Genomic DNA, 13,174 nt, shown 5'->3' on the forward strand with positions numbered 1-13,174 from the left:
CGTGGTAGTCGCGTGAGCGACTCTCGAACCTCCCCTCGCCCTCTGGGAGAGGGGTCGGGGGTGAGGGAAACGGGCATGACTTTCATAATTTGGGGCACCATTCAAAGCCATGCCCGTTAGAAGGTATAGCCGACATCGACCTGCCGGTTTTCGATCTGGTCGAGCAGGCGCGCCAAAGGCCGCAGTTCGAGGTAACGCTCGCAGGTCTGGCGCAGGTAGGCCATCACGCGCGGCATGTCTTTCAGGTAGCCGTCCTTGCCGTCGCGGTGGCAGAGTCGGGCAAAGATGCCGAGTACCTTGAGCTGGCGCTGGGCGCCCATCCATTCGTAATCGCGGTAAAAATCGTGGAAGTCGGCATGCACCGGCAGTCCGGCCTTGCGCGCCATTTCCCAGTAGCGGATGACGAAGTCGAGTTCCTGATCCTCTTCCCAGTGAATATAGGCGTCGCGGTAGAGCGAGGCGAGATCGTAGGTGATCGGGCCATATACCGCGTCCTGAAAGTCGATGATGCCGGGATTTGTGGAAACCCCGGTGGAAACCCCGATGGAAACCCCTTCGCCGCAAACCATCAGGTTGCGCGAGTGGTAGTCGCGGTGAACGAAAACCTGCGGCTGGGCGAGATTGTTGGCGAGGATTTTGTCAAAAACCGAGCGCAACGTGGCCTGCTGCGTTTCATCAAGGGTGATACCGAGGTGGCGGGCGACATACCAGTCGGGAAAGAGATCGAGCTCCCGACTGAGCAGGGCGCGATCATACACGGGCAGAACGCCGGGCCGGCTGGCGCGCTGGATGTCAACGAGCGCGGCGTTGGCGTCGCGGTAAAGCCTGGCGGCGCTGGTTTCGTTCAGGGCGCTCAGATAGGTCGTGTTGCCGAGGTCGGAAAGAAGCAGAAACCCCTGTGCCAGATCTTCAGCATAAACCTCGGGAACATGCACTCCGGCGTCGCGAAAGAGCGCGGCAACTTTCAGAAAAGGGCGACAATCCTCAAGCTCCGGCGGTGCATCCATGACGATGCGCGTGCTGCCGTCGGGCAAACCGACACGGAAATAACGCCGGAAACTGGCATCGGCCGATGCCGGTTCGAGCAAGAATTCGTGATCGGGGTATTGGCGCGAGAATAAACAAATAAGCCAATCGCGCAGCAGTACAGTTCGCGGCATGCCGCTTCTCCTTGAGCTAAGGTGCTAAAATGCGACGATTTTACCACTCGCCCCGCTGGCCGCTGTGTCGTCGGAAATCACTCGAGTTCGCTGCCTTTATTACTGATATTTTCGGATGAATTTTCCTTCCCGGCGCAAACCACTCGCGCTGCTCTGCTATTACGGTTTTGCGAGCGCTCTGGTCAGCGCTTATGCTCCCGAGGCGCTGGCGCAGGCTCCTCCGGTGCTGCGCATTGATCCCGCGTTGCTTGGCCTGCCGCCGATAAAGCCGGGCGAAGCGCCAACACACGCGCCTGTTCCTGCCACTACTCCTGCCACTACTCCTGCCGAAAAGCCGCGTGTCGAGGTCAAGCCGATCGAGGCGCCCGTCGTTGAAGCACGGTCGGTCGAAGCCGAGCCGGAGACGGTCAAGCCGGCCAAGGCCAGCAAGGCCCCTGCACCGGAGCTTCCGGAGCGTACTGTTGCGCCGCCAGCGGCTCCCGTCGTGGCCAAACCTTCGCGCGCTCCTGCACCGGCAGAAGCCGTATCGCCCGTGGTGGCGGTACCGGCGCGCAACCCGCGTGATGAGGAGGAACGTCAGGCTGCGCCTGCTGCCCCCGAGTTGCAACCAGAGAAACAACCGGAACCTGTCGCGCAGCCACCCACACCGGCAATGGCCGCGCCCACGCCCACGCCGGTAACAAGGCCGGTCGTCCAACAGCAGGCTCAGTCTGCCTCGATGGTGCCATCACCGCGTCCGACAGCTTCCCCGTTGGCGCCCTTGCACGTTGATCCGGCATTGCTCGGGCCGGCCCCCGCTGCTGCGACGGCAGCATCTTCTCAACCTTCGTTAATGCCAAGGGTCGGTGGTCCGGCGCCGGTTGCCACGGCGCCGTCGGTGCGAACTTCAAGCGGGACTGCACCTGCCGCCTCCACAAGATCGGCAGGCACCGACAGAACCTGGTACCAGCGCATCTGGGATCCGGTGGCCAATGCGTTCAACAATGGCGCACTCGAATTTTATCTGCCGCTGGAAACCTACCATTCTCGCAGCACGTATTCCGCAGAACAAATCGCCACCTATCAGGAACAGCCGCTCGGATTCGGTATCGGCCGTGGCTTGTATAACGAGAAGGGTAACTGGGAGGGCGTTTATGCGATGGCTTTCCAGGATTCGCATTTCAAGCCTTCTTATACCGCAGGTTACGGCTGGAAAGCCATCTGGCGTCCGGCCGAAGACGTTCGCCTGGGCTTGGGCTATCTTGCCGGCTTGATGTCGCGCGAGGACATCTTCAGCTATGTACCCTTTCCAATCGTTGTGCCGCTGGTCTCTGTGGCTTACAAGAACTTCAGCCTGGAAGGAACTTACATTCCCCCCGGTGGCCAGGATGCCGGCAACGTCCTCTTTATCTGGGCCAAGTGGGAGTTGGGCAAGAAGGGAGAAGCGATCGGCACGCCGGCACGCCCGGTTCAGGCGGACCCCGTCGAGATGGCCAACAGTTCATTTGGCAGGGCCACACCGCTTGCGCAGCAGAAAGTGCCCTATGGACCGGTCCTTGAGGAGGGACCATCATCCCGCCTGGCCTCGTCAGCGGAAACCGTGCCCCCGCGCGTTGCGGCCACCGGTTGGCGCGACGAAGATGAAGTTCCCGATGTTTCGCCGTCCCTCGCGTTGCGCGCCGCAAAAACCATGGTGCCACCACCGAAAGACAGCGCCGTGCCGCGACCGGTGTTCCTTAGTTCGCTGCGCATGGCTGGGACTGTTGACCGGGAGTTCATCGCCGAGGAGGAGGCCGAGTTGCGCAAGATCGGCACCGTGCTCAATGCGGATCGCCTGACCTACTGGCCGATCGACGATGAGGTCGAGGCCGAGGGCAATGTGCGCCTTCAGCAGGAAGAGGATCTGATCACCGGACCGAAGATGCGCCTGAAAATGGAAGATCAGGTCGGTTATTTCGAGCAGCCATCGTACACCCTCAAACGGCAGCCGCAGCCCGGGAGCAAGGCGGCCGAAGACAAGGCCTATGCGGCGAGTCTTGCGGCGCAGCATGGCGGCGATTCGTGGCTGACCTCCGGTTTTGCGGCGCCACGAATGCTTAACATCAAGCCGGGCCAGACCAGCTTTGACGATCCGACCAAGATGCCCACCAATACGATGACGGAAGGGCGCGGCGAGGCGGACCGGATCGATTTCGAGGGCGAGAATCAGTATCGGATGACCAACGGAACCTACACCACCTGCGCGCCAGGCAATGACGACTGGTATGTCAAGGCGAGCACACTCAAGCTTGACTACGACCGCGAAGTGGGTGAAGGTGATAACGGCAGGATCTATTTCCTCGACGTCCCGATTCTCTACTCGCCGTGGCTGTCGTTCTCGCTCAACAACGAACGCAAATCAGGCTTCCTGGCACCGAGCTTTGGTACAACCAGTGTCAACGGTATCGATCTTGGCCTGCCGTACTACTGGAATATCGCGCCGAACATGGATGCGACGATTACGCCGCGCGTGCTGGGCAAGCGCGGCGTTCAGTTGAATAACGAGTTCCGCTATCTCAATAGCGCCTACGGCGGCCTCGTTCAAAGCCAGGCGCGCGTCGAGGTGTTGCCGGACGACCGGTTGCGCAACGGCGACAGCCGCTACGCGTTGTCCTTCCTGCACACGCAGCCGCTGGCCAACGGTTTTGCCGGTTCAATCAACTACAACAAGGTATCGGACGGCAACTACTTCATCGATCTTTCGAACCTCATTGCCCAAACCTCGCAGGTCAATCTCCTGCAACAGGGCATGCTGAGCTACGGGGGCGGCGGTTGGTGGACGGCGACGGCCAATTTTCAGTCGTATCAGACCTTGCAGCCCGATCCGGCAAATCCGAACCGGGATCCCTACAGAATGCTGCCGCAGATTACGGTCATGGCCCGCAAACCTGACCTTTACCTGACCGATAGCAGTTTCATGGGGCAGTACACCAATTTCACGAGGCCAGCGCAAACATACAATGGAGCCACTCTTGCCGGTGACAGCGTGCAACGTACCGTGCTCTATCCGTCGGTCGCGCTGCCTTACGTCACACCCGGCTGGTATGTGACGCCGAAAATTGGGGTGAATATCCGCAACTATGCACTTTCAGGTCAGGCTGCGGGAACGCCAGATTCGATCAGCAGTACGCTGCCGATTTTCAGTGTCGATTCGGGGATGACCTTCGAGCGGCCAAGCAACTGGTTCGGGCGGGATTACACGCAGACGCTGGAGCCACGCCTCTATTACCTGAATGTCCCGTACAAGAATCAGGACCAGATCCCGGTCATGGATACCGGGCTGGCCGATTTCAACTTCGCGCAGATATTCTCCGAGAACCAGTTCTCCGGCTGGGACCGCATCAACAACGCCAATCAACTGACGGCAGCGGCGACTTCCCGACTGATCGAACCCTCTACCGGCAACGAGATCATGCGGGCGATGTTCGGCCAGCGCTTCTATTTCACGCCGAACAAGGTGGCGCTTACTCCGACAAGCTCGACTACAGGTAACGGCCAATGGGAGAAGTCAGATATTCTGGCAGCGTTCAGCGGCCAGGTATTGCCCAAGGTGTTCGCCGATACGGCTCTGGAATACAACGTTTCTGGTCGTCAGGCGCAACGTTTTTCGATCGGGGGGCATTATCTGCCCGAGCCCGGCAAGGTGCTGAACGCGGCGTATCGTTATAACCGGGGGGGTACGAATGCCCCGATCGACCAGATCGATTTGTCCGGGCAGTGGCCGCTTTCGGGGCGCTGGCATGCCGTTGGACGAATCAATTACTCGTTCAAGGACGATGCCACCAATCTTTCCAGCACTACCCAGGGCGGAAGCATGATCGAATCAATCGCCGGTCTGGAGTACAACGGCGGCTGCTGGGTCGTGCGTGGTGTCGTCCAGCGCATTGCACTCACCCAGAATACGACCTCGTCAGGATTCTTCATCCAGCTCGAACTGAGTGATTTTTCGCGCATCGGTTCCAGTCCGCTCGATCTTCTCAAACGGAACGTTCAGGGTTACAGCCTGATCAATCAGCCGGCAGTCGACCCTGCCTTTGGTCAATAGAAGGTGCTACACATGACGCTATTGCTTCGTACATTGGTTCTGTTTTTCTGTTTCGCTAGCGTGTCCTCGGCGCAATCTCCACGCCGTCAGGCCGGGGAGCCGATACCTGCGGATCGCATTGTTGCCGTCGTCAATGACGAAGTGATTACGCTCAACGAACTGCGAATGCGCCTTGATCTGGCGCTCAGCCAGCTTCAAAAGCAGGGCACTCCTTTGCCGCCAAGAGATGTTCTTGAACGACAGATGCTCGAGCGTCTGGTGATGGACAAGGTTCAACTGCAGCATGCCAAGGAGACCGGTCTGCGTGTTGATGACATACAGCTTGAGCAGGCGCTGCAGCGGATTGCCGCCGGGAACAAGATGTCGCTCGCCCAGTTCCGCGAGGCGCTGCAAAAGGATGGCATTACGTTCGCCAAGTTTCGCGAGGAGATTCGTGAAGAGATGACCATTTCGCGCGTCCGTGAGCGTGAGGTGGAAAACAAGATTGCCATTTCCGAAGGCGAGATTGACAACTATCTGAGCGGTGATTCTGCGAAGGGCGGTGCCGTTGAAGAGTACGAAATCGCGCACATCCTGCTGCGTGCGCCCGAGTCAGCAAGCCCGGAACAGATTCAGAAACTCAAGGCCAAGGCCGATCAGGTATTTGAACGATTGAAAAAAGGCGAAGATTTTGCACAGTTGGCTGCGGCCTATTCCGATGCGCCGGATGGCTTGCAGGGCGGCAATCTCGGGATGCGTCCGCTGACTCGCTTACCCGGTATTTTTTCTGAAATCGTGGTCAAGCTCAATGTCGGTGAGGTGGCGCCGATGCTGCGCAGCCCCAATGGTTTTCATATTGTCAAACTGGTGGCAAAGCGCGGCGGTGCCGCTGCGCCGGCGGTGCAACAAACGCATGTGCGGCATATCCTGATCAAGGTCAATGAGGTGGTTTCGGAGTCCGATGCCAAGCACAAACTGAACGGTTTGTATGAGCGAATCAAGAACGGAAACAGCTTTGCCGAACTGGCCAAGCTATTTTCTCAAGATGGTTCAGCGTCGAAGGGCGGAGATCTCGGCTGGATTTATCCCGGCGATACGGTCCCGGAATTCGAGCGGGCGATGAACCAGCTTAAACCCGGCGAAGTCAGCCAGCCGGTTCAGTCGCCGTTCGGCTTTCACCTGATCGAAGTGCTTGAGCGCCGGGTGCAGGACGTGTCCGCCGACCGTCAGCGTTCGGCGGCAAAGCAGGTTCTGCGCGAGCGCAAGATGGACGAGGCGTATCAGGACTGGTTGCGTCAGGCACGAGACCGCGCCTACGTCGAGCTTCGCCTCGAGGAGCGCTGAGCCATGCAAAACTGGCCAGTCATTGCCGTCACCTCTGGGGAGCCGGCCGGGATTGGCCCGGAAATCTGTTTGCGCTTGATTGAACGCACGGCGGCAGCGCTCCCGGCACGTCTGGTCATTCTTGCCGATCGTCAGCTGATGGCCGAGCGGGCGCAAGCGATAAATTTGTCCGGCGATTTGTGCCAGTTGCATGCGTTGCGCGAGTGGACTCCCGATCTGCTGCCATCCCCGGGCTGTCTCGATATTCTGCACGTGCCCTTGTCTGTGCCGTCACGCCCCGGTCAACTTGATCCGGCCAATTCAACCTATGTGCTTCAGTTGCTCGATCGGGCGCTGGCCGGCTGTCGGTCCGGCGAGTTCGCGGCCATGGTGACTGCGCCGGTGCATAAGGGCGTGATCAACGATGCCGGCATACCCTTTACCGGGCACACCGAGTATCTGGCCGAGAAAACGGATACGCCGCGCGTGGTGATGATGCTCGCCGGTGGTGGTTTGCGCGTCGCACTGGCGACGACCCATTTGCCCTTGAAGGATGTTTCATCGGCCCTGACGCAGCAATCCCTTGAGCAGACGCTGCGTATCCTGCATGCCGATATGGGCCGTAAATATGGTATTGCCGTGCCGCGCATCCTGGTCACCGGGCTCAACCCGCACGCCGGCGAGGGTGGCTATCTCGGGCGTGAAGAGATCGAGGTCATCACGCCGGTCCTCAATCGTTTGCGTGCCGAAGGCATGACCCTGATCGGCCCGCTGCCCGCCGATACCTTGTTCACTCCGCGAATTCTGTCCCACGGCGATTGCGTTCTGGCCATGTATCACGATCAGGGCCTGCCCACCTTGAAGTACGCCAGTTTTGGCAACGGCATCAATGTGACCCTGGGTTTGCCCATAATCCGCACCTCGGTCGACCACGGCACGGCGCTGGAGTTGGCAGGAACAGGAAGTGCCGATACCGGCAGTCTTTTCGTCGCTGTCGAGCAGGCCATCGAGATGGCGCAAAGAGCCGGATTAAGTCAGAGGCTGTGAAAAAATACCTAGCCCCCCACCGCAAAGGCGCAAAGGAGCAAAGGTTTCGCAAAGAAAACCTTTGCAAACAATGGATTCCTCTGCCCCACGGGATTTTCTTTGCGGCACGTTTTCTTTGCCCCTTTGCGCCTTTGCGGTGGATTTTTGATTTTTTCACAGGCTCTCACTGAATCATGGCGCTGATTAGATGAGCAAACACATAGCACGTAAGCGCTTTGGGCAGAATTTCCTGATTGATCAGCAGGTGATCGCCGATATCGTCAACGCCGTTGCCCCCAAGCGCGACGATTGTGTCGTCGAAATCGGCCCAGGGCTGGGTGCGCTGACCGACCCGCTGCTGCAAAGGCTGGATCATCTGCATGTGGTCGAGATTGATCGTGACATCATCGCCCGACTGAAAAAGCGTTATTCGCCGGAAAAACTCACCATCCATGAAGGCGATGCGCTGTCTTTCGATTTCGGGTCGCTATGTCAGGACTCAGCCCCGGGCCTGCACGTTGTCGGCAACCTGCCCTACAACATCTCGACGCCGCTGCTTTTCCATCTGGCCGGCTTTGCCGATCACGTTATCGACATGCACTTCATGCTGCAGAAAGAGGTCGTCGAGCGCATGGTCGCCAAGCCGGGCACCTCAGATTTCGGCCGCCTGTCGGTGATGCTCCAGTATCGTTTTGTAATGGACTGGCTGCTCGATGTGCCGCCGGAGTCCTTCGAACCGGCGCCGAAGGTTGATTCTGCGCTGGTGCGCTTGATTCCCCGTCCGCCAGAGGAGCTTTCGGCGAAAGACGAAGCAAAGTTCGCGGCGCTGGTGTCTGCAGCCTTCGCTCAGCGGCGCAAGATGCTGCGCAATAACCTCAAGGGAATTCTGGCTGACACCGGCTTCGAGCAACTCGGGATCGCCCCGACTGCGCGCGCCGAAGAGTTGTCGGTGGCTGACTACATTCGCATCTCCAACTCACTGAATTGACCAAGGAAAATTCCCCGTAAAAAAACGGCGTGCCGCATTGGCACGCCGTTCTTGGTTTCTGAGCGAGTTCGCTCAGCTATTTTTCTTCATCGGGCAACTGCTGAAGCCAAGAATCGGATAAAGCGGGCACCAGCCGATCAGGCCGGTCAGCAGCGGAACGACGCCGATATAGCCCCACATGCCGACATTGCCCGTTGCGGCAAGAGCGATCAGCACCAGGCCGACGACAATACGCAGGATTTTATCGATACCACCAACGTTTGCTTTCATGCTGTTTCTCCTCAAGGTTTATGGACGACCGAGGCAGTCTATGTCCTTGTTGGCGCACTGTATGTAACCCAGGTCACAGAGCATCACTGGCGACAGAGTTCCAGGAGTTGGCGAAGCTATCGCCCTGCAATGCCCTTCGATAGGTGATCTGCAAGCTATACGCCTTGAAAGCCGCGTGGACATTGACGCTCAAGGCATAGGGCCTCAAGACGACCGTATTCATTGACTCGCAGACAAGCACTCGTGTGACTTCCTGTGCTTTGTTACACGGTATGGCCGACGCCCGCCAGTTGTTTAAGCCCCTCGCGGTCAAGCAGGCTTATCCGCTCGCGGCCCAGCGATACCAGCCCTTGCGCCGCAAAGCCCTTGAGCAGGCGGCTGACGATTTCCCTGACGCTACCCAGTTCGTCGGCCAACGCCTGATGCGTGGCCTGGATGGGCTCGGGCTTGTTCAGCAGCAGTTTGGCCAGCCGCTGGTCGAGCCGGTGGAAGGCGACTTCTTCAACGAGTAGCATCAGTTCGGCAATGCGGTTGGCGAGCAGGTGAAAGACGAAGTCACGGAAGGGTGCGTTGCCGGCAATCAGTTGTTCAAATTGTGCGGACGGAAGGATGAGCATGCGCAACGGGGTCTCGGCAATACCGCGCGCTGTGTAAGCCGTGTGGCCGAGCAGGCAACTGGAGGTAATGACGCAGGAGCCGCCCGGTTCGACGCGGTAGAGCAGCATTTCGCGTCCGAACGCCGTATTTTTTACCACCTTGATGGTGCCGGAAATCAGCAGGGGTAAACCGCGACAAGCCTGGCGTTCGGTAAATAGCTCGGTGCCTTCAGGGATATTGAGCGAGGCTTCAGGCTGGCAGAGCGCGCTGATTTGATCGTGGTTGAGCGAGCCAAGCGCGGGGTAGAGCGCAAGCAGCTTGTCTGGCGAAATTGCCGAGTCGGTTTCCATCAGTCGGCAAGGGTGGCCGTGACCGGCGCATGGTCGGAAGGGCGCTCGCGCTTGCGCATTTCTCGGTCAATTCCTGCCGCGCCGCAACGCTCTGCCAGCGGAGCGGAGAGCAGGATGTGGTCGATGCGCAGCCCTTGATTCTTCTGGAAGCCTAGCATCCGGTAATCCCACCACGAAAAGCTTTTTTCCGGTTGCTCGAAAAGGCGGAAGCTGTCTTTCAAGCCAAGTGCCAGCAGGCGCTGGAAAGCGCTACGTTCCGGCTCCGAGCAGAGAATCTGGCCGGCCCAGGCCGCCGGGTTGTGAACGTCGCGGTCGTCCGGCGCAATGTTGAAGTCGCCGGCCAGCGCCAGCAGCGGGTTAGCCGCCAATTGCTCGCTGATCCAGGTTTCCAGCGCCGACAGCCAGGCCAGCTTGTAATCGTATTTGTCGCTGCCGACCGCCTGCCCGTTGGGAATATAGGCGCAAACGACACGGATGCCTTTCACCGTCGCGGCGAGCAGTCGTTTTTGCGGATCGGGGAAATGCGGGTTGCCGCAGACCACGTCGGTTGGTGCGTCACGCGCCAGCAGGGCGACGCCGTTGTAGGTTTTTTGCCCGGAGAAGGCAACCTGATAGCCGGCTGCTTCGATCTCATGCTGCGGGAAGTTATGATCCTCAAGCTTGGTTTCCTGCAGGCAAACAACGTCAGGTTGTTGCGCGGCCAGCCATTCGAGCAGTTGCGGCAGGCGGACCTTGAGCGAGTTTACGTTCCACGCGGCAATCTTCATTTGGCAATGGCGCCTGATGGCTTGGCGCCATAGGGGGCGGATTTCGGATAGCCGGCGAGGTCAAGCAGATTGCTCCAGGCGCCCGACTCGAACCCCTTGAATATCTGCCGGCCGACAATGAGGCTTGGAACGGCAGCTTCGCTTCCCAGTTGCCTGGTGAGTTCGGCAATATCTTCCTGGGTCTTGAGTGTTTTTTCGGAGAATGGGATGCCGCGTCCGTTGAGTAGATCGCGTGCCGTTTTGCATTCATCGGCACACGTAACGGACGTATAGAGCGTTACCGGGAACTTCTCGGCCGCTTGCCGCGTGGCGTAGGGCAGCTGTTGCGCATCAGCACGATCTTCGCCGCGATCTTCACTGCCGGTTTTCTTGTCGACTTGTTTAGCCCCTGGCGGGGGTGCCTGATCGGAATAGACGGTTTGCCCGCTCGCCTTGTCGATCCAGCGATAGGTGGTTTGTGCGCCGGCAACTGAAGCCGTCAGCAGAGCGGCGCTTAGAAGTACGAGACGCAGGGTGGGCATGACTTTATCCTCAGGCAATCAACTGGAAATCATACCACTGTGACGGAGCAGCGCATCGACCTGTGGCTCGCGGCCGCGGAAGGCGCGGAAGTTGTCGAGCGCGGGGCGGGTACCGCCGGCGGCGATGATCTCGTCGAGGAAGCGCTTGCCGGTTACCGGATCGAAAGGATCGCCAGCTTCCTCGAAGGCGGCGTAGCAGTCTGCGGAAAGCACCTCTGCCCATTTGTAGCTGAAGTAACCGGCGCCATAGCCGCCGGCAAAGATGTGCGCAAAACTGTTCGGGAAACGATGCCATTCGGGCGGCACGATGACGGCCACTTCGCGCCGGACTTCGACGAGCAGGTCGAGCATGCCTGGTTTGCCGGCGCTTTCGCCAGACGGGTCGAAGTCGGAATGCAAAAGCAGGTCGAATAGCGAGAATTCCAGTTGGCGAACATTCTGCAGACCACTCTGGAAGTTCCTGGCCGCCAGCATCTTGTCGAATAGTGCGCGCGGCAGCGGCGCGCCGGTGTCGACGTGTGCGGTCATCTCCTGCAGCACGCTCCATTCCCAGCAATAGTTCTCCATGAACTGCGAGGGCAGTTCGACGGCGTCCCACTCGACGCCGCGTATGCCGGAAACGCCGAGTTCCTCGACCTGCGTCAGCAGGTGGTGCAGGCCGTGGCCGGTTTCGTGGAAGAGGGTGGTCACCTCGTCGTGGGTGAAGGTGGCGGGCTGCAGTATTCCGTTCTTTTCACCTACCGGGCGTGAGAAGTTGCAGTTGAGGTAGGCGACCGGCTTCTGGATGACGCTCGTTGCCCCGCTCAGCACCCGGCGGCGGCTAATCGCGTCGTCCATCCACGCACCGCTACGTTTGCTTTCGCGCGCGTAGAGGTCGAGATAGAACTGGCCGATGAGCTCGCCTGCATTGTTACCGTCTCGAATTTCGATACGAAAGAAGCGAACGTCCTCGTGCCACACTGGGGCGGTATCCGGTTTCAGGCGAACACCGAACAGTGTTTCGACAACATGAAAGAGGCCGGCCAGTACCTTTTCTTCGGTAAAGTATTGCTTAACTTCCTGCTCGGAGAAGGCGTATCGCGCCTGCAGCAGTTTCTCGGAAGCGTAGCCGATATCCCACGGTTCGAGCGTTTCCAGCCCCAGTTCCTGTCGGGCGAATTCGCGCAGTTCGGCGATGTCCTTCTGGGCGAAAGGCTTGGCCTTGGCCGCCAGATCGCGCAGGAAAGAGAGCACCTGAGGCACCGATTCGGCCATCTTGGGAACCAGCGAGACTTCAGCAAAATTGTTGTAGCCGAGTAATTGCGCTTCTTCGCGGCGCAGTTCCAGAATGCGCCGGATGAGCGGCGTATTGTCGAGTTCAGCCGGGCCGAACTCGGACGAACGGGTGGCATAGGCGCGATACATCACGGCGCGCAGGCGGCGGCTGTCGGCGTACTGCATTACAGGCAGGTAGGAGGGCATGTGCAGGGTAAATTTCCATCCGGCCTGGCTTTCTTTTTCTGCGGCTTCGCGGGCGGATTGCTTGACATCTTCTGGCAGGCCCGCCAACTCGGCTTCGCCGGTCACAATTTCGGCAAAGGCATTAGTCGCATCGAGCAGGTTTTCCGAGAATTTCGCCGAGAGGCTGGCCAGTTCTTCGGAAATGGCCTTGAAGCGTGGCTTCTTTTCTTCCGGCAGTTCGGCACCGGAGAGGCGGAAATCACGGATTTCGTTGTCGATTATCTTGCGTTGAGCCGTGGATAGATCCGCATATTCCTTACTTTCACGAATCGCCTTGTATTTGGCGAAAAGTTTCAGATTCTGGCCGATCTCGGCAAAGAAACCTGAGATTTCAGGCAGCATGCCGTTGTAGGCGTCGCGCCATTCGGGGGTGTCATTGACCGAGTGCAGATGAGCGACGATGCCCCAGGCGCGCCCGAGTTGCTCGATGCCGTCGGCAAGCGGAGCGGCAAAGGTGTTCCAGCTGGCCGGAACGTATTCGGCGGTAAGTTGCTCGACAAGGGCGCGCGACTGGCCAAGGAGTTCGCTTATCGCCGGCTGGACAGCGGCCGGGGTGATGGCATCGAAGCGGGGCAAGCCGGAAAAATCGAGGAGGGGGTTGGTCTTCATGGAGTCTCTGCAGTTCAAAAA

11 protein-coding genes are annotated in these 13,174 nt (G+C 59.1%); 4 read left to right on the plus strand and 7 right to left on the minus strand.

What is annotated here, in order from left to right:
* Positions 1–116: 116 nt before the first annotated feature.
* Positions 117–1,160: an aminoglycoside phosphotransferase family protein gene (locus ACOYNV_RS00180; RefSeq protein WP_422897704.1), complete on the minus strand. Its 1,044-nt coding sequence runs from the start codon at positions 1,158–1,160 to the stop codon at positions 117–119.
* 115 nt (positions 1,161–1,275) lie between these two features.
* Here ACOYNV_RS00180 and pagP point away from each other — a divergent pair, with 115 nt between their 5' ends.
* The 4 genes from pagP to rsmA all read left to right on the plus strand — a co-directional run bounded on the left by pagP (position 1,276) and on the right by rsmA (position 8,539).
* Complete coding sequence (gene pagP / locus ACOYNV_RS00185) at positions 1,276–5,223, plus strand: lipid IV(A) palmitoyltransferase PagP (protein ID WP_422897705.1); 3,948 nt, start codon at positions 1,276–1,278, stop codon at positions 5,221–5,223.
* Positions 5,224–5,235: 12 nt separating this feature from the next.
* Positions 5,236–6,546 (plus strand): peptidylprolyl isomerase, encoded by a 1,311-nt coding sequence (locus ACOYNV_RS00190; protein ID WP_422897706.1) that lies wholly within the window; start codon positions 5,236–5,238, stop codon positions 6,544–6,546.
* 3 nt (positions 6,547–6,549) lie between these two features.
* Positions 6,550–7,572: a 4-hydroxythreonine-4-phosphate dehydrogenase PdxA gene (gene pdxA / locus ACOYNV_RS00195; protein ID WP_422897707.1), complete on the plus strand. Its 1,023-nt coding sequence runs from the start codon at positions 6,550–6,552 to the stop codon at positions 7,570–7,572.
* Positions 7,573–7,759: 187 nt separating this feature from the next.
* Entirely contained in the window at positions 7,760–8,539 is a 780-nt protein-coding gene (gene rsmA / locus ACOYNV_RS00200) for a 16S rRNA (adenine(1518)-N(6)/adenine(1519)-N(6))-dimethyltransferase RsmA (RefSeq protein ID WP_422897708.1), read from the plus strand.
* Positions 8,540–8,611: 72 nt separating this feature from the next.
* Here the strand turns inward: rsmA and ACOYNV_RS00205 are convergent, their stop codons facing one another.
* From ACOYNV_RS00205 to ACOYNV_RS00230, 6 genes are all read right to left on the minus strand, one after another.
* Entirely contained in the window at positions 8,612–8,809 is a 198-nt protein-coding gene (locus tag ACOYNV_RS00205; protein WP_422897709.1) for a YgaP family membrane protein, read from the minus strand.
* A 73-nt stretch (positions 8,810–8,882) separates the two neighbouring features.
* The gene (locus tag ACOYNV_RS00210) at positions 8,883–9,032 is read right to left on the minus strand and encodes a hypothetical protein (protein WP_422897710.1); all 150 of its coding nucleotides are present in this window, start codon (positions 9,030–9,032) and stop codon (positions 8,883–8,885) included.
* A gap of 40 nt (positions 9,033–9,072) precedes the next feature.
* Positions 9,073–9,756 (minus strand): Crp/Fnr family transcriptional regulator, encoded by a 684-nt coding sequence (locus tag ACOYNV_RS00215; RefSeq protein WP_422897711.1) that lies wholly within the window; start codon positions 9,754–9,756, stop codon positions 9,073–9,075.
* Complete coding sequence (gene xth / locus ACOYNV_RS00220) at positions 9,756–10,523, minus strand: exodeoxyribonuclease III (protein WP_422897712.1); 768 nt, start codon at positions 10,521–10,523, stop codon at positions 9,756–9,758. Before xth ends, ACOYNV_RS00215 begins: the two co-directional genes overlap by 1 nt.
* Positions 10,520–11,044: a glutaredoxin family protein gene (locus ACOYNV_RS00225; RefSeq protein WP_422897713.1), complete on the minus strand. Its 525-nt coding sequence runs from the start codon at positions 11,042–11,044 to the stop codon at positions 10,520–10,522. The genes xth and ACOYNV_RS00225 overlap by 4 nt, the downstream gene beginning before the upstream one ends.
* 18 nt (positions 11,045–11,062) lie before the next feature.
* Positions 11,063–13,153 (minus strand): M3 family metallopeptidase, encoded by a 2,091-nt coding sequence (locus tag ACOYNV_RS00230; protein WP_422897714.1) that lies wholly within the window; start codon positions 13,151–13,153, stop codon positions 11,063–11,065.
* Positions 13,154–13,174: the final 21 nt, after the last annotated feature.

The organism is Propionivibrio sp. (genome assembly GCF_049316945.1).
Taxonomy (GTDB): domain Bacteria; phylum Pseudomonadota; class Gammaproteobacteria; order Burkholderiales; family Rhodocyclaceae; genus Propionivibrio.

Excerpts from the sequence above, each read along its gene's own strand:
- ACOYNV_RS00180 (WP_422897704.1), bottom strand. The coding sequence starts at position 1,160 with ATGCCGCGAACTGTACTGCTGCGCGATTGGCTTATTTGTTTATTCTCG.
- pagP (WP_422897705.1), top strand. The coding sequence starts at position 1,276 with ATGAATTTTCCTTCCCGGCGCAAACCACTCGCGCTGCTCTGCTATTAC.
- ACOYNV_RS00190 (WP_422897706.1), top strand. The coding sequence starts at position 5,236 with ATGACGCTATTGCTTCGTACATTGGTTCTGTTTTTCTGTTTCGCTAGC.
- pdxA (WP_422897707.1), top strand. The coding sequence starts at position 6,550 with ATGCAAAACTGGCCAGTCATTGCCGTCACCTCTGGGGAGCCGGCCGGG.
- rsmA (WP_422897708.1), top strand. The coding sequence starts at position 7,760 with ATGAGCAAACACATAGCACGTAAGCGCTTTGGGCAGAATTTCCTGATT.
- ACOYNV_RS00205 (WP_422897709.1), bottom strand. The coding sequence starts at position 8,809 with ATGAAAGCAAACGTTGGTGGTATCGATAAAATCCTGCGTATTGTCGTC.
- ACOYNV_RS00210 (WP_422897710.1), bottom strand. The coding sequence starts at position 9,032 with ATGAATACGGTCGTCTTGAGGCCCTATGCCTTGAGCGTCAATGTCCAC.
- ACOYNV_RS00215 (WP_422897711.1), bottom strand. The coding sequence starts at position 9,756 with ATGGAAACCGACTCGGCAATTTCGCCAGACAAGCTGCTTGCGCTCTAC.
- xth (WP_422897712.1), bottom strand. The coding sequence starts at position 10,523 with ATGAAGATTGCCGCGTGGAACGTAAACTCGCTCAAGGTCCGCCTGCCG.
- ACOYNV_RS00225 (WP_422897713.1), bottom strand. The coding sequence starts at position 11,044 with ATGCCCACCCTGCGTCTCGTACTTCTAAGCGCCGCTCTGCTGACGGCT.
- ACOYNV_RS00230 (WP_422897714.1), bottom strand. The coding sequence starts at position 13,153 with ATGAAGACCAACCCCCTCCTCGATTTTTCCGGCTTGCCCCGCTTCGAT.